Source organism: Kushneria aurantia DSM 21353, assembly GCF_000382245.1.
GTDB classification, from domain to species: domain Bacteria; phylum Pseudomonadota; class Gammaproteobacteria; order Pseudomonadales; family Halomonadaceae; genus Kushneria; species Kushneria aurantia.
Genome location: NZ_KB907869.1, coordinates 71,009 through 83,852 on the forward strand (window position 1 = coordinate 71,009; position 12,844 = coordinate 83,852).

16 protein-coding genes are annotated in these 12,844 nt (G+C 65.6%); 13 read left to right on the forward strand and 3 right to left on the reverse strand.

Annotation, left to right across the window (positions count from 1 at the left end; translation table 11 throughout):
* Window positions 1-85: 85 nt before the first annotated feature.
* A complete protein-coding gene (locus H146_RS0107710) occupies window positions 86-571 on the forward strand; it encodes a YajQ family cyclic di-GMP-binding protein (RefSeq protein WP_019951303.1) in 486 nt (161 codons plus the stop codon).
* Between the two features lie 39 nt (window positions 572-610).
* Here the strand turns inward: H146_RS0107710 and H146_RS0107715 are convergent, their stop codons facing one another.
* On the reverse strand, window positions 611-1,552 hold the full coding sequence (locus tag H146_RS0107715) for a lysophospholipid acyltransferase family protein (RefSeq protein WP_019951304.1): 942 nt from the start codon (window positions 1,550-1,552) through the stop codon (window positions 611-613).
* A gap of 177 nt (window positions 1,553-1,729) precedes the next feature.
* On the opposite strand from H146_RS0107715, the gene H146_RS18840 reads away from it, so the two are divergent.
* Window positions 1,730-3,082, forward strand: coding sequence for an MFS transporter (locus tag H146_RS18840; RefSeq protein ID WP_033195557.1), 1,353 nt, complete (start codon window positions 1,730-1,732; stop codon window positions 3,080-3,082).
* Window positions 3,083-3,087: 5 nt separating this feature from the next.
* Here H146_RS18840 and H146_RS0107725 read toward each other — a convergent pair whose 3' ends face one another.
* Window positions 3,088-3,813: a 2OG-Fe(II) oxygenase gene (locus tag H146_RS0107725; protein ID WP_019951306.1), complete on the reverse strand. Its 726-nt coding sequence runs from the start codon at window positions 3,811-3,813 to the stop codon at window positions 3,088-3,090.
* A gap of 5 nt (window positions 3,814-3,818) precedes the next feature.
* Entirely contained in the window at window positions 3,819-4,451 is a 633-nt protein-coding gene (locus tag H146_RS0107730; protein ID WP_019951307.1) for a CoA pyrophosphatase, read from the reverse strand.
* 154 nt (window positions 4,452-4,605) lie between these two features.
* On the opposite strand from H146_RS0107730, the gene H146_RS0107735 reads away from it, so the two are divergent.
* The 11 genes from H146_RS0107735 (at window position 4,606) to rpoS (ending at window position 12,824) form a co-directional block, all read left to right on the forward strand.
* A complete protein-coding gene (locus tag H146_RS0107735; protein WP_019951308.1) occupies window positions 4,606-5,175 on the forward strand; it encodes an NUDIX hydrolase in 570 nt (189 codons plus the stop codon).
* A 154-nt stretch (window positions 5,176-5,329) separates the two neighbouring features.
* Window positions 5,330-5,710 (forward strand): cell division protein FtsB, encoded by a 381-nt coding sequence (gene ftsB / locus H146_RS18845; RefSeq protein WP_019951309.1) that lies wholly within the window; start codon window positions 5,330-5,332, stop codon window positions 5,708-5,710.
* Window positions 5,707-6,432: a 2-C-methyl-D-erythritol 4-phosphate cytidylyltransferase gene (ispD, locus tag H146_RS0107745; RefSeq protein ID WP_019951310.1), complete on the forward strand. Its 726-nt coding sequence runs from the start codon at window positions 5,707-5,709 to the stop codon at window positions 6,430-6,432. Before ftsB ends, ispD begins: the two co-directional genes overlap by 4 nt.
* Before the next feature lie 20 nt (window positions 6,433-6,452).
* Window positions 6,453-6,929, forward strand: a complete 477-nt coding sequence (ispF, locus tag H146_RS0107750) for a 2-C-methyl-D-erythritol 2,4-cyclodiphosphate synthase (RefSeq protein WP_026351835.1) — start codon at window positions 6,453-6,455, stop codon at window positions 6,927-6,929.
* Window positions 6,930-6,931: 2 nt separating this feature from the next.
* Window positions 6,932-7,468 (forward strand): tRNA pseudouridine(13) synthase TruD, encoded by a 537-nt coding sequence (gene truD, locus H146_RS22110; protein WP_245558700.1) that lies wholly within the window; start codon window positions 6,932-6,934, stop codon window positions 7,466-7,468.
* Window positions 7,366-7,974, forward strand: a complete 609-nt coding sequence (gene truD / locus H146_RS22115) for a tRNA pseudouridine(13) synthase TruD (protein ID WP_245558701.1) — start codon at window positions 7,366-7,368, stop codon at window positions 7,972-7,974. The genes truD (H146_RS22110) and truD (H146_RS22115) overlap by 103 nt, the downstream gene beginning before the upstream one ends.
* Window positions 7,975-8,055: 81 nt before the next feature.
* The gene (surE, locus tag H146_RS0107760; RefSeq protein ID WP_019951312.1) at window positions 8,056-8,820 is read left to right on the forward strand and encodes a 5'/3'-nucleotidase SurE; all 765 of its coding nucleotides are present in this window, start codon (window positions 8,056-8,058) and stop codon (window positions 8,818-8,820) included.
* A 63-nt stretch (window positions 8,821-8,883) separates the two neighbouring features.
* A complete protein-coding gene (locus H146_RS0107765; RefSeq protein WP_019951313.1) occupies window positions 8,884-9,522 on the forward strand; it encodes a protein-L-isoaspartate(D-aspartate) O-methyltransferase in 639 nt (212 codons plus the stop codon).
* Window positions 9,523-10,482: a DUF368 domain-containing protein gene (locus tag H146_RS0107770; RefSeq protein WP_019951314.1), complete on the forward strand. Its 960-nt coding sequence runs from the start codon at window positions 9,523-9,525 to the stop codon at window positions 10,480-10,482.
* 43 nt (window positions 10,483-10,525) lie between these two features.
* Window positions 10,526-11,746 (forward strand): peptidoglycan DD-metalloendopeptidase family protein, encoded by a 1,221-nt coding sequence (locus tag H146_RS0107775; RefSeq protein WP_245558702.1) that lies wholly within the window; start codon window positions 10,526-10,528, stop codon window positions 11,744-11,746.
* Between the two features lie 103 nt (window positions 11,747-11,849).
* On the forward strand, window positions 11,850-12,824 hold the full coding sequence (gene rpoS, locus H146_RS0107780; RefSeq protein ID WP_019951316.1) for an RNA polymerase sigma factor RpoS: 975 nt from the start codon (window positions 11,850-11,852) through the stop codon (window positions 12,822-12,824).
* Window positions 12,825-12,844 lie beyond the last annotated feature (20 nt).

The following is a 12,844-nucleotide window of genomic DNA, read 5'->3' on the forward strand; positions in this document are numbered from 1 at the left end:
GCACCCCGGGATCGATCAGTGCCGGGACCTTCGTTGCGGCGCTGATCGCGCCCCGTAGTCTTTCAATACCAGGGGGGGAAGGGCCATGCCCTCTTTCGACATCGTTTCCGAATTCGACAAACACGAGGCGACCAACGCCGTCGATCAGGCCAACCGCGAGGTCGAGACGCGCTTCGATTTTCGCGGTGTGACCGCCAGTTTCACGCTGGAGGGGGAGGCCGTGATGCTGGAGGCGGAGGCCGATTTTCAGCTGCGCCAGATGCTCGATATTCTGCGCACTCGGCTGATCGCTCGCGGTATCGACGCCCGCTGCATGGCGGAGCAGGAGCCGGTCACCAGCGGCGTACGGGCGCGCCAGCAGGTCGACCTGAAGCAGGGGCTGTCGCAGGAGGACTGCAAGGCGATCGTCAAACAGCTCAAGGCCTCGAAGCTCAAGGTGCAGCCGGCGATCCAGGGCGACAAGGTGCGGGTCACCGGCAAGAAGCGCGACGACCTGCAGCAGGCCATCGCGCTGTTGAAGGGCGAGGAGGGACCGGATCTGCCGCTGCAGTACAACAACTTCCGCGACTGAACGACGCTTTGCGCTGCCTGCTATGGCCCATGATCGGTGTCAGGGCTTGCGCCGCCCCTGGTGATAAAACCGCCTTTCGCGCCAGCCATCGGCGTTCTCGCGTTCGCCGGGCGTCTTGCGATAGCGTTTGTACTCCCACTGGTACTGCATCGCATCGAGCGCTACTGCGCGCTCGACGCTGGCATTGACACCGCGCGCCGAGAGCGCCTCGTCGCGTTCGGCGTAGACCCGCTCGTCGGCTTCCAGAAAGTGAATCTCGAAGCCGTTGCGCTGCTCGCGGCGGCGTGCCACTCCGACCACCACGCGAGCGCTGGTGCGCGATACCAGTTTCGGTAGCAGGGTGGCGGTATAGGCCGGGTGACCAAAGAAGTCGGCGAACTCGCCGCTGCCCCACTCCGGCTCCTGATCGGGCAGGATACCGATCGCTTCGCTACGCTGCAGCGCCTTCAAAAGCGACGCCACGCCACGCGCCGAGGTGGGTACCAGCTGTGCGCCCATGCGCTCGCGGCCGCGACGAATAAGCGGGTCCAGTGCGCCGATGCGCGGCGGCGCGTACATGGCGGTAAAGGGGAAGTGACTGGAGAGCCAGAAGTTGAGCACCTCCCAGTTGCCGAAGTGAGGCGCCAGCACGATCACGCCACGTCCCTCCTCGCGCGCCCGGTCGAGCAGTTCGCGACCCTTCACCTCCTTGATCGACGCCTCCACCCGTGCCGGCTCTCCTTTCCATGCCAGCCCCAGCTCCAGCATGGTGGCGATGGAGTGGCGCAGGCTGGCGTGAATCTGTGCGCGGCGCGCTTTTTTCTCCATGCCGGGAAAGGCCTGGCGCAGGTTCATGCGCGTTACCCGCCGCTCGCGAACGGCGAGCAGGGCATAAAGTGGTTCGATAGCGGTTGCCAGGCGCCACAGTGTGGTTGGGCTGCGACGCGACAGCAGTCGCCAGAGGCGCGCGATCAGCTTCGCCTGCAGGTTGTGCCGGTTCATTGCTATCCACATGCAAATCAAGGAAATAACGGAAGGAGTATACCTGTTTTGACAGTGCGCCTGGCTGAATGTTTCGAGTCGAACGGTGGCCTCATGGGGGGTAATGATTTTGTTCCGGGGCAGGCGTATAGTGCGCCACGATTTAATGCGCCATTCTCACAGAGGTAGCTGAACGTCATGTCTCGACAACTGTTGGCGCTGATCTTTCCGCCGCTGCTGGGACTTTTCATTCTGGCGCTGGGCAACGGCTTTCTCTCCACCCTGGTAACGCTGCGCCTGGACCAGGCGGGTGCTTCGGTGACGACCATCGGCTGGGTGTCGGCGGCCTACTATGTGGGGCTGGCGCTGGGGGCACTGCTCAACGACCGGTTGCTGCTGCGTATCGGCCATATTCGCGCCTACGCCTGCTTTGCCTCGCTGGTGGCAGCGGCGGCGCTGGCGCAGGCGCTGTGGCTCAACGCCGGCTGGTGGTTTGTCATGCGCCTGATCGGCGGCTGGGCCACGGTGGGCGTCTACCTGGTGATCGAGAGCTGGCTGCTGACCGGCGGCGATCCGGCACGGCGCGGACGCATTCTGGCCTTCTACATGATCTCGCTGTACGCCGCTCTGGCACTGGGGCAGCTGCTGCTGGGGCTGTTCGCCCAGCCCTTCGATGCCGCCCCCTATGTGTTGATCGGCATGCTGGCGGCCCTTTCGGTGCTACCGCTGGGGATTATTCCGCGGGTGTCGCCGCTGATCGAGCAGGCAGTGCCGCTGCCGCCGCTGAAGCTCATTCGGGTAACGCCTACCGGCGTGATGGGTGCCCTGGGTTCCGGTGTGATGGTGGCGGCGCTGTTCTCGCTGCTGCCGCTCTATCTGCAGCAGATCGGTCTCGGCGTCGAGCGCCTCGGGCAGTTGATGGCGGTGACGATCCTGGGCGGCATGGCGCTACAGTATCCCATCGGCCGCTGGTCCGACCGTCACGACCGTCAGATCGTGCTGATTGCGCTGGGGGTCGCGCTGCTGCTGCTCTCCCTGCTGCTGCCGCTGGCCGCGCTGCTGGGCGATATCGCCCTCGGCGCCGGTCTCTTTCTGTTCGGTGGCGGGGCCTTCGCCTTCTACCCGGTGGCGATGAGTCATGCCGCCGACCGTGCGCCACCCGGCGCGCTGGTGGGCATCAGTCAGGGGCTTTTACTGATCAATGCGGTGGGCTGCACCCTCAGCGCGCCGCTGCTCAGCGCCGTGATCGGCAGGCTGGGCGCCGACGGCCTGTTCTATGCCCTGGCGGCGGCGGCCGCCGCGCTGGCGCTGTTTTTCGTCTGGCGGCGTAGCGTGCGTCCGGCACCGCAGCCGCTGGCGCCCTTCGCGGCGCACCCGGTGCAGTCGGTGGTGGGCGCCGAGCTGGAGGTGACCGAGGAGATGGTGGTGGGCGCCGAAGCGCGCGTCGAGGCCGAGAAGGAGCAGGCCGAGGAAGAAGCCTGGATCGACAACGCCGAATTCGACGCCCGGCAGGCGTCGGCGCCGGATGAGCCGCCGCAGCATCAGCCCTGAGGGCTTCAGCGCGATGGATCGATAACGCCGCCCATGGAGGCATTGCGGCGAAACCAGCCGGCGATGCTGGCGCGTGGCAGGCGGGTCGGCAGTACCTCATGGGGCACGCTGTCGGAGAGAAAGCAGACGAAGGTGCCTGCTTCGGGGCGCACCCGGCCGACCTCGCGCGCCGGCGCCTCGGGATCGAAACCGTCCGGCCCGGCGGCGACAGGCTCGAACAGCACCATTTCGCCGCCGCCGTCGACGGGCCAGTGGCGATTGAGATAGGTGACGGTGGAGATGACCCGGTTGGCGCGGCCCTGGAAGCTGTCGAGGTGGCGCTTGTAGAAGGCGCCGGGTGGATAGCGGGCGAAGTGCGCTTCGAATTCGAACAGGCCGATGAACAGCGCCCGGTTGATTGCTTCGCGCAGCCCGTCAAGCAGGTCGAGATAGGCCCGCTGCGCCGGGCTGATGCGATCGAGCCAGCGGATGGCGTCACCGCGCACCCGGGTGGCAAGCTGGTGTTCGCCGAGGCGGCCGATGCCGGCAGCGCTGAGCGCGTCCTCTTCGTAAAGGGCGTCGAGCTCGGCGATCAGCGCATCGATCAGCGACGCATCGAAAAAGCGGGTCTGATAGCTGAAGCCCCGGTGAGCCAGGTCGTCGATCAGCGCTTCGATGCGCGCGGCCTGCGGTCGTTCGTTGGCCTGCAGTTCGCCGCTCGGTGGCGATGAAGGGGGGTAACGGTCGGTCATGGCGGTCAACCTCGTGACAGGGGCGGCGGTGTTTTACGCCCCGGGTGGCGCAGCGGCGAGCCGGCCGGATAGCGGTCGAGACCAATATCGACGTGGAAGGCGACATCGAGCAGTTCTACCACCATCATCGCCGACAGCCCCCACAGGCAGTGCTCGCCGATACGGTAGCTGGGCACGTAGAGCGGCGTGTCGCCGCGCTGGATAACATCGGTATGCTGGCGCGGGTCGTTCATCAGGGTGGCAAGTGCGACCTCGAAGATCGCCTCGATCTCGTTCGGACTGGCAAGCGTCGTCGAGTGCGGTGCGATCAGGCCGACGAAGGGCGTGACCGCCATGCCATTGGCGGAGAGGCGCTCGGAGAGCCGGCCGATGATCTGCACCCGGTTGGCGGCGAGCCCTACCTCTTCGCCGCTTTCGCGCAGCGCACAGGCCTCGAGGGTGACGTCGCCGGGGTCGCGCTTGCCGCCCGGGAAAGCCACCTGGCCGGCGTGCGAGCGCATCCGGGCGTGGCGCCGGGTCAGCAGCAGAGTGGGGGCGTCATGGGTGACGATCGGCATCAGTACCGCGGCGCGCGGGTAGTGGTCGGCCAGCCGCTGCGGCCGGTAGCGATGCAGTCGGGCGATGGCTTGTTCAAGCATGACGTTTCTCTTGCGCGCCATCGATTGGCCCGTTGGCGTCATACAGGCAGCCCTCTCCGGAGCATTCACCAATCGACAGCGCTGCGGGCGGCAGGGTAGCGTAGTGCATTCGGCAACCCGCCCCGACAACAGAGAGCCGGTGATCGAGGGAATCATGAACTTTTGCAGCCACTGCGGCGCTCCGGTGCGTTTTGCCATTCCGATGGACGATGACCGCCCCCGTTATCTATGCGACAACTGCGGCACGATCCACTACCAGAATCCACGCATCGTGGCCGGCAGTCTACCGATCATGGCAGACCGGGTACTGCTCTGTCGCCGCGCGATCACGCCCCGTGAGGGCTACTGGACGCTGCCCGCCGGTTTCATGGAAAACGGCGAAACCACCCGCGAGGCGGCGATTCGCGAAACCCGCGAGGAGGCCTGTGCCGAGATCGAGGTGGGTGGGCTCTACACCCTGGTCGACCTGCCGCATATCAATCAGGTTTACATGATCTATCTGGCCCGCCTGGCACCGCAGCGCGAGCCCGCTTTTGCCGCCGGGCCGGAGAGCCTCGAAGTGCGGCTTTTCAGCGAGGCGGAGATTCCCTGGGCGTCGCTGGCCTTCTCGACGGTTACCCTGACGCTCGAGCACTTTTTCGCCGATCGCCGTCATGACGGCCTCGCCGGCGACCGGGCGCTGGCGGACTATCCGCTGCACGATGGCGTGATTCGCCGCTGGTAGTCTCATCACCGAGTACGACACAAGAGGGCATGTCAGAACATCGACGGTCAGCCCTGAAAAGCCCTCTCGAGGAGGCGGCATAACGGTTCGGATTAAAGTCGTTCGGCAAGGATGGCATAATCTCCGCCCATAACGATCACCCTACGGACTCCGGATGCTCAAATGGCTCTCCCTGGCGCTGCTGTTGATAGTGGCAGCGCTGCAGTATCACCTCTGGATCGGCGAAGGCGGCCTGCTGGAGCACGGCCGCGTCGAGGCGCGTGCCGATCAGCTGGCAGCCGGCAACGAGGTGCTCGCCGAACGCAATGATCGTCTGGCGGCCGAGGTGGTGGATCTCAAAAGCGGTCTCGATGCCATCGAAGAGCGTGCCCGTAACGATCTTGGTATGGTGCGCAACGAAGAGCAGTTTTACTGGGTGCCCAGCCAGCGCGCCAGCAACAACCCGCCGCAGGTGGCGCCCCCGGGCGCCGACCAGGGCGGCGAAAGCGTCATCGATCAGATTGCCGCCGAAGGTGGCAGCGGGGAGGCGCCTTGAGCCTCGCCCCCTGGCTGATCGTACCCGCCGCCGGTCGCGGTACCCGTATGCGCGCCGACTGCCCCAAACAGTATCTCGAACTCGACGGCCGGCCGGTGCTGACGCATACGCTGGCGCGCCTTCACGACGCCTTTCCGCACGGGCGCCTGCTGCTCTGTCTCGACCCCCACGACCGCTGGTTCGACGACGCCATGGTGCCGTTCGCCGACTGGCGCCGTATCGATGGCGGCGCCGAGCGCGCCGACTCGGTGGCCGCGGCGGTCGGCTGGCTGGGCGAGCGCGTTGGCGACGACGAGCCGGTGCTGGTCCACGATCTGGCCCGCCCCTGCGTCACGGTGGAGGATCTGCGCCGCCTTTATGCCGCGGTGGCATCGAACGAGGCGGGGGCGCTGCTGGCAACCCCGGTAACCGATACGTTGAAGCACGCCGACGGCGCCGGCCGGGTCGCGGCCACGGTGCCGCGCGACGGGCTGTGGCGCGCCCTGACGCCGCAGGGGTTTCGCCTCGGGGTGCTGCGCGCCGCCTTTGAGCGCGCCCGTGAACAGGGTGTGGCGATGACCGACGAGGCCGCCGGCGTCGAGCGGCTGGGGCTTGCGCCAACCCTGGTCGAGGGGCGTAGCGATAACCTGAAGATTACCCATCCGGAAGATCTGGCGCTCGCCGCGCTGATCCTGCGGGCCCAGCGGGAGGCGAAGACGCCGCTGCAAGGAGTTTCCCCATGAGTTCCGCCGACTTCTCCCGGCTGCGTATCGGCCACGGCTTTGATGTTCACCGCTTCGGCGACGGCGATCATCTGATGCTGGGCGGTGTGCGCGTGCCCTTCGAGCACGGCTTCGTCGCCCACTCCGACGGCGATGTGGTGCTGCATGCCCTCAGCGACGCCCTGCTGGGGGCGGCAGCGCTGGGCGATATCGGCCGCCACTTCCCGGACAGCGACGAGCGCTGGCGCGGTGCCAACAGTCGCGACCTGCTGCGCCAGGTGGTGGCGCTGCTCGATGAACGTGGTCTGGCGCCGCTCAACGTCGATGTCACCATTCTGGCCCAGGCACCGAAGATGGCACCGCACGTTGACGCCATGCGTGAGGCGATCGCCGCCGATCTGGGTGTCGATGCCGGCTGCGTCAACGTCAAGGCCACCACTACCGAGAAACTCGGTTTTACCGGCCGCGGCGAAGGCATTGCGACCGAGGCGGTCGCCCTGCTGATCGCCGGCTCATGACCTTGAGCGAACAACCGGCACTGCCCGACTGGCCGCGCGCGCTGGGGACGCCGCCCCATGGTGGCCGCTTTCGCGAATCGGCGGAGGATTTTCGGGTCGAAGAGGTGCTGCCTTTCGAGCCCGAAGGCGAGGGCCAACATCTATGGCTCGAGTGCGAGAAACGCGCACTCTCCACGCCCCAACTGGTGCGCCACCTGAGCCACTGTTTCGAGGTGGCGCCGCGGGATATCGGCGTCAGCGGTCTCAAGGATCACACTGCCATTACCCGACAGTGGCTGTCGGTGGCGCTCGACGGGCACGCCCTGCCGGCCGATCCCGCCGCCCTGATCGAGAACGACAGCGTGCGGCTTTTGCAGTGGCGGCGTCATCCGCGCAAATTGAAGCGCGGCGTGCATCGCGCCAACCGTTTCAGTCTGGTGGTCAGGGGGGCGAGGCCGTGGCGGCCGGTTCGCTGGCGGCGCGCTTTGCCCAGCTGTGCGAGGGCGGCGTGCCCAACTACTTCGGTCCGCAGCGCTTCGGCCATGGCGGCAGCAATATAGCGCGGGCGCGAGCGCTGCTGGCGCAGGGGTGGCGCAAAAAGCGTGACCGCGATGGCCTGCTGCTCTCCAGCGCCCGCAGCCTGGTGTTCAATAATCTGCTGGCCGAGCGCATTGCCGATGCCAGCTGGTGCCGGGGGCTCGACGGCGACATCTTCAACCTTGCCGGTAGCGCCAGCCAATTTGCCGCCGGCGTGCTGGATGATGACCTGCGGCGCCGACTGGCGGCGCTGGATATTCACCCCACCGGGCCGCTGTGGGGCATTGGATCGCCGGAAAGCGACGGCGAAGCGGCAGCGCTCGAGCGCCGCATAGCGCAGCAGGAGGCTGGCCTGGTGAGCGGCATCGAGGCCGCCGGTGCCCGGCCGGCACGGCGTGCGCTGCGTGTGGCGCTGGCGAATACCGCCATCGCGTCGCAGGGCGAGTGCGCGCGGCTGCGCTTCGAGTTGCCGCGCGGCAGCTTCGCCACCGCAGTGCTGAGAGAACTTGTCGTGGCGCCCGGTCTGTAACATCCGGTCGCTTTCGATGTCTTCATGCATACTGCTTTTACGCCGAGTTTTTACGAACTGTCTTCACCAAAAGGATTGTCCATGCGCAAGCTGCTGCTCTCCAACGATGACGGCGTCCACGCGCCGGGTCTTCGCGCGCTCTACGACGCCCTCGAAGGTCAGGCGCGGCTGCGCGTCATCGCCCCCGATCGTGACCGCAGCGGCGCCAGCAATTCGCTGACGCTGGCATGGCCGCTGTCGCTGACACCGATGGACAACGGCTTCTACAGCGTCGACGGCACGCCGGCGGACTGCGTCTATCTGGGCGTCAGCGACGTGTTCGACGAAAGCGTCGATATGGTCATCTCGGGGATCAATCACGGTGGTAACCTGGGCGACGACGTGCTCTATTCGGGTACGGTGGCGGCGGCCATGGAGGGGCGTTCGCTGGGACTGTCGGCGATCGCCATGTCGCTGGTGGGGCAGCACCACTTCGAGACCGCCGGCCGGGTGGCGGCGACCCTGCTGGGGGCGGTGGAGCAGCTGGCGCTGCCGCCACGCAGCCTGCTCAACGTCAACGTGCCCGATCTGCCCTGGGAAGAGATCCAGGGATTCCGCGTTACCCGCCAGGGCCAGCGCGGCACGGGTAGTCAGCCGCACCGGATGACCGACCCGCGCGGGCGGACGCGCTACTGGATTGCCGCTTCCGGGGAGAGCGCCGATACCGGCAGTGATACCGACTTTGCCGCCATCGAGGCGGGCTTCGTGTCGATCACGCCGCTCCAGACCGACCTCACGCGTTTTGGCGCCATCGACGCGGTGCAGGGCTGGCTGGACACCCTGACCGCTTCGCACCGGCATGGCTGACAGCGGCCCAGTGGATATCGACGGGGCCGTCTGCGGCGTCAAAAGTCGTGGCGAGCGGCGCTCATGATCTCGTCGCGACGGCGTCGCCGTGAGGAGCTGGTCGAGAGACTGAGGCAGCGCGGTATCGTCAATGAGCGCGTGCTCGAGGCCATGGCGCGGGTGCCTCGTCATCTTTTTATCGACGAAGCGCTGGGCTATAGCGCCTATGAAGATACGGCGCTGCCGCTGGGCGGTGGGCAGACCATTTCGCAGCCCTTCATGGTCGCGCGCATGACCGAGCTGGCGATTGCCGATAATCCCGCCAGCGTGCTGGAGGTCGGTACCGGCTCGGGGTATCAGGCAAGGGTGCTGGCCGAGCTGGTGGCACGGGTCTACTCCATCGAGCGTAGTGCCAGCCTGGCGCGGCGAGCGCGCGCCTGTCTCGAGTTGCTGGGTCCGCCATGGGTACATCTCGAACACGGCGACGGCTGCCAGGGCTGGCCGACGGCGGCGCCCTTCGACGCCATCATGCTGACCGCCGTGGCACCGCAGGTGCCACCGGCGCTGATCGATCAGACCAGAATCGGCGGTGTGATTATCGCCCCGCTGGGCGACCCGGACGGCGAGCAGTGGCTGACGCGCATCGTGCGTACCCGCCATGCGCCCTCGATCAAAAGGCTCGAGCCGGTATGCTTCGTGCCGCTACAGACGGGAGTAGAATAAGTGAAAAGGCCGTTCTCGCTCTTTTTCAAGGGCATGGGCATGGGTGCGGCGGATGCCGTGCCGGGCGTTTCCGGCGGCACTATCGCCTTCGTGACCGGTATTTATCGGGAGCTGATCGAGACCGTGCGCCGCTTCGGCCCCTCGGCGCTCAAGGCGCTACGGGAAGGCGGCCTGCGCGGTCTTGCTGTGCATCTCAATCTTGCCTTTCTGCTGCCGCTGCTGGGCGGTATTGCGGTCAGTATCGCCAGCCTTGCGCATCTGATCGGCTATCTGCTGGAACATCAGGCCCTGCTGCTCAACGCCTTCTTTTTCGGCCTGGTGGCGGCTTCGGCGGTGGTGGTGTCGCGGCGGGTGGAGCGCCTGCGCATCGGCTTTGTGCTGCCGCTTCTGCTGGGCGCACTGCTGGCCCACTATCTGCCGGTTATACTGCCTTCGGGCGGCGGCTCGCTGATGCTGTTCGTCGCCGGCGCGATTGCCATCAGCGCCATGCTGCTGCCGGGGGTGTCGGGTAGCTTTCTGCTGCTGACGATGGGCATGTACGACACCATTATCGAGGCGATTCGCGGTCTCGATATCGCCATTCTCGTGCAGTTCGCGTTAGGCTGCCTGGTCGGGCTTTTCACCTTCTCGCGGCTGTTGTCATGGCTATTCAGGCATCACTACGCCACGACGTTGTATCTTCTGATTGGTTTTATCGTCGGCTCGCTGCCGGTGCTGTGGCCGTGGCGGACGCTTTCAAGCTATGAAATGACCGGCGACGGTAAGGTGGTGCCGCTGGGTTACAATCTGCTGAGCCCTGGGTCCTTCACTGCCATCACCGGCCAGCCGGCCCAGCTGTGGTGGGCGCTGGCGCTGATGCTGGTGGGCTTTGCGCTGGTGGTACTGGTCGGTGAGCGCAGCGGCAGCGACCGGCCGCAGGCGCCCAACGGGAGCGACAGCGCGCGCCGGGTGTCGAAGTAGCGGATTGCTGGAAACGGAATGTCAAAGGAGCAGGGACAGGGATATGTGGAGCACATCTTTTTTGCCATCGCGATCTCTCTATCGACTCGGCATGGTCGGTTCGCTGGTGCTGCTGGGAGCACTGGGAGGGTGTGCACAAGGCGGCGGCCCGCCGCCGGTGCAGGAGGCCTCGCTCAACCAGAACGCGATGGCCGAGGGCATTTATCACGTTCAGCGCGGTGACACTATTTATTCGATCGGCTGGAAAACCGGCATCGACTATCGGCGTATCGCCGAGCTCAATAACCTTCAGCCGCCCTATGATATCGACCCCGGGCAGGCGCTGCGGATCAGCCAGAATGCCTCGCTTGCCGACAGTGGCGCTGGCGCCTCGGGCGCAACGACCGGCGGCAGCGGCACTCGGGCGATCGCCATGAACGGCAGTGACAGCGGGGCGAGCAGTGGCGGTGACGATAGCTGGCTGGCGCCGGACAATAGCGCCATCGAGCGCAACCGCAGCAGTGCCGATGGCGGCGCCGCTCAGGGAGCCGGCGGCGCATCAGGAGCGGCGGGTGTCGCAGCCGGCGCAGCGACCGCTGGAGGCGGCAGTGGCAGCACTTCCGGTAGTGGCGGGAGCGCCTCGGGCAGCAGCGCTCAAAGCGCCGATCAGAGCCGCAGCAACGCCGGCCAGAGCGGTAACGCCGGCCAGAGTTCAGGTAACCAGAGTTCAGGTAACCAGAGTGCCGCTGGCCGCAACGACAGCGCTACTCGCAGCAGCAGTGCCACGAGCCAGGGCGGCGGCGCGCCCGGCTCGAGTTCGAGCCGGCAGAGCAGCGGCCAGGACACCGGCGGCACCGCGGTGGCCGGTGGTGGCGCCAATGACCGCTCCGATCGCACCTACACGCCGGCTGAAAACATCAACTGGCAGTGGCCTACCGAGGGCAGGGTCGTCGGCAATTTCAGCGACCAGACAAATATCACCGCCGGGATTGATATCGCCGGGCAAAAAGGTCAACCTGTCAAAGCAGCCGGTCCGGGCATCGTCGTTTACGCAGGCGACGGCGTTCGCGGCTACGGCAACCTCGTCATCCTCAAGCACAACGATCAATTTCTCAGCGCCTATGCGCACAATGATACGTTGAACGTCAAGGAAAACGATGTTGTCAGACAGGGTGAGACCATCGCCACGATGGGCTCGACCGACGCTGATAGCGTCAAGCTGCACTTCGAAATACGCCAGGATGGCCAGCCTCGGGATCCGCTGCAGTATCTGCCGGATCGCTGAGTACCAGGGAGATGCTCGACCGTGACGGGCGAGCGTATAGTGTGATGAGCCCCCGCGCCGTACAGCGGTCTGCGGGAGCCTCAGACGAAAAGGGGAAGTCGACATGAGCGTTGTTGAACAGGGATTGCACGAAGACGTTGAGTTCGATGAAAGCGAAAACGAACTCTCGCTCGAGGATAGCGACAAGGAAAGTGGTGACGACGCCTTCGAAAAAGCCCTCAATCGTGAAGAACGTCAGTATCACCAGAGTCTTGACGCCACCCAGATCTATCTCAACGAAATTGGCTTTTCGCCACTGCTGACACCGGAAGAAGAGGTCCACTTCGGACGTCTCGCCCGCAAGGGTGATCCCGCCGGTCGTCAGCGCATGATCGAATCCAACCTGCGACTGGTGGTCAAAATCGCCCGTCGTTATCTCAACCGCGGCCTGACGCTGCTCGATCTGATCGAAGAGGGCAATCTCGGCCTGATCCGTGCCGTCGAGAAGTTCGACCCCGAGCGCGGCTTCCGCTTTTCGACCTATGCCACCTGGTGGATTCGTCAGACCATCGAGCGGGCGTTGATGAACCAGACCCGCACCATTCGTCTACCGATTCACGTGGTCAAGGAGCTCAACGTTTATCTGCGCGCCTCGCGCGAGCTGACTCAGAAGCTCGATCACGAACCTACCGCCGACGACATCGCCAACTATCTCGACAAGCCGGTGGAAACCGTCAAGAAGATGATGGGGCTCAACGAGCGCATCTCCTCCGTTGACTATCCGGTTGGCGCCGAGAGCGACAAGCCGCTGCTGGATACCCTGGCCGACGAAAACGAAGCCGGCCCGGAATCCGACCTGGTTGACTTCGACGTCAAGGCCCACGTCAACGACTGGCTGGGCGAGCTGAGCGAGAAGCAGATGGAAGTGGTCGTGCGCCGCTTCGGCCTGCGCGGTCACGAGGCCGCCACCCTCGAACAGGTGGGCGAGGAGATCGGCCTGACCCGCGAGCGTGTGCGCCAGATTCAGGTCGAGGCGCTCAAGAAGCTGCGCCGCATGCTCGAAAAGCAGGGGCTATCGCTCGACTCCATTTTCGAGTGATCCGGAACATTCAGTCCGGG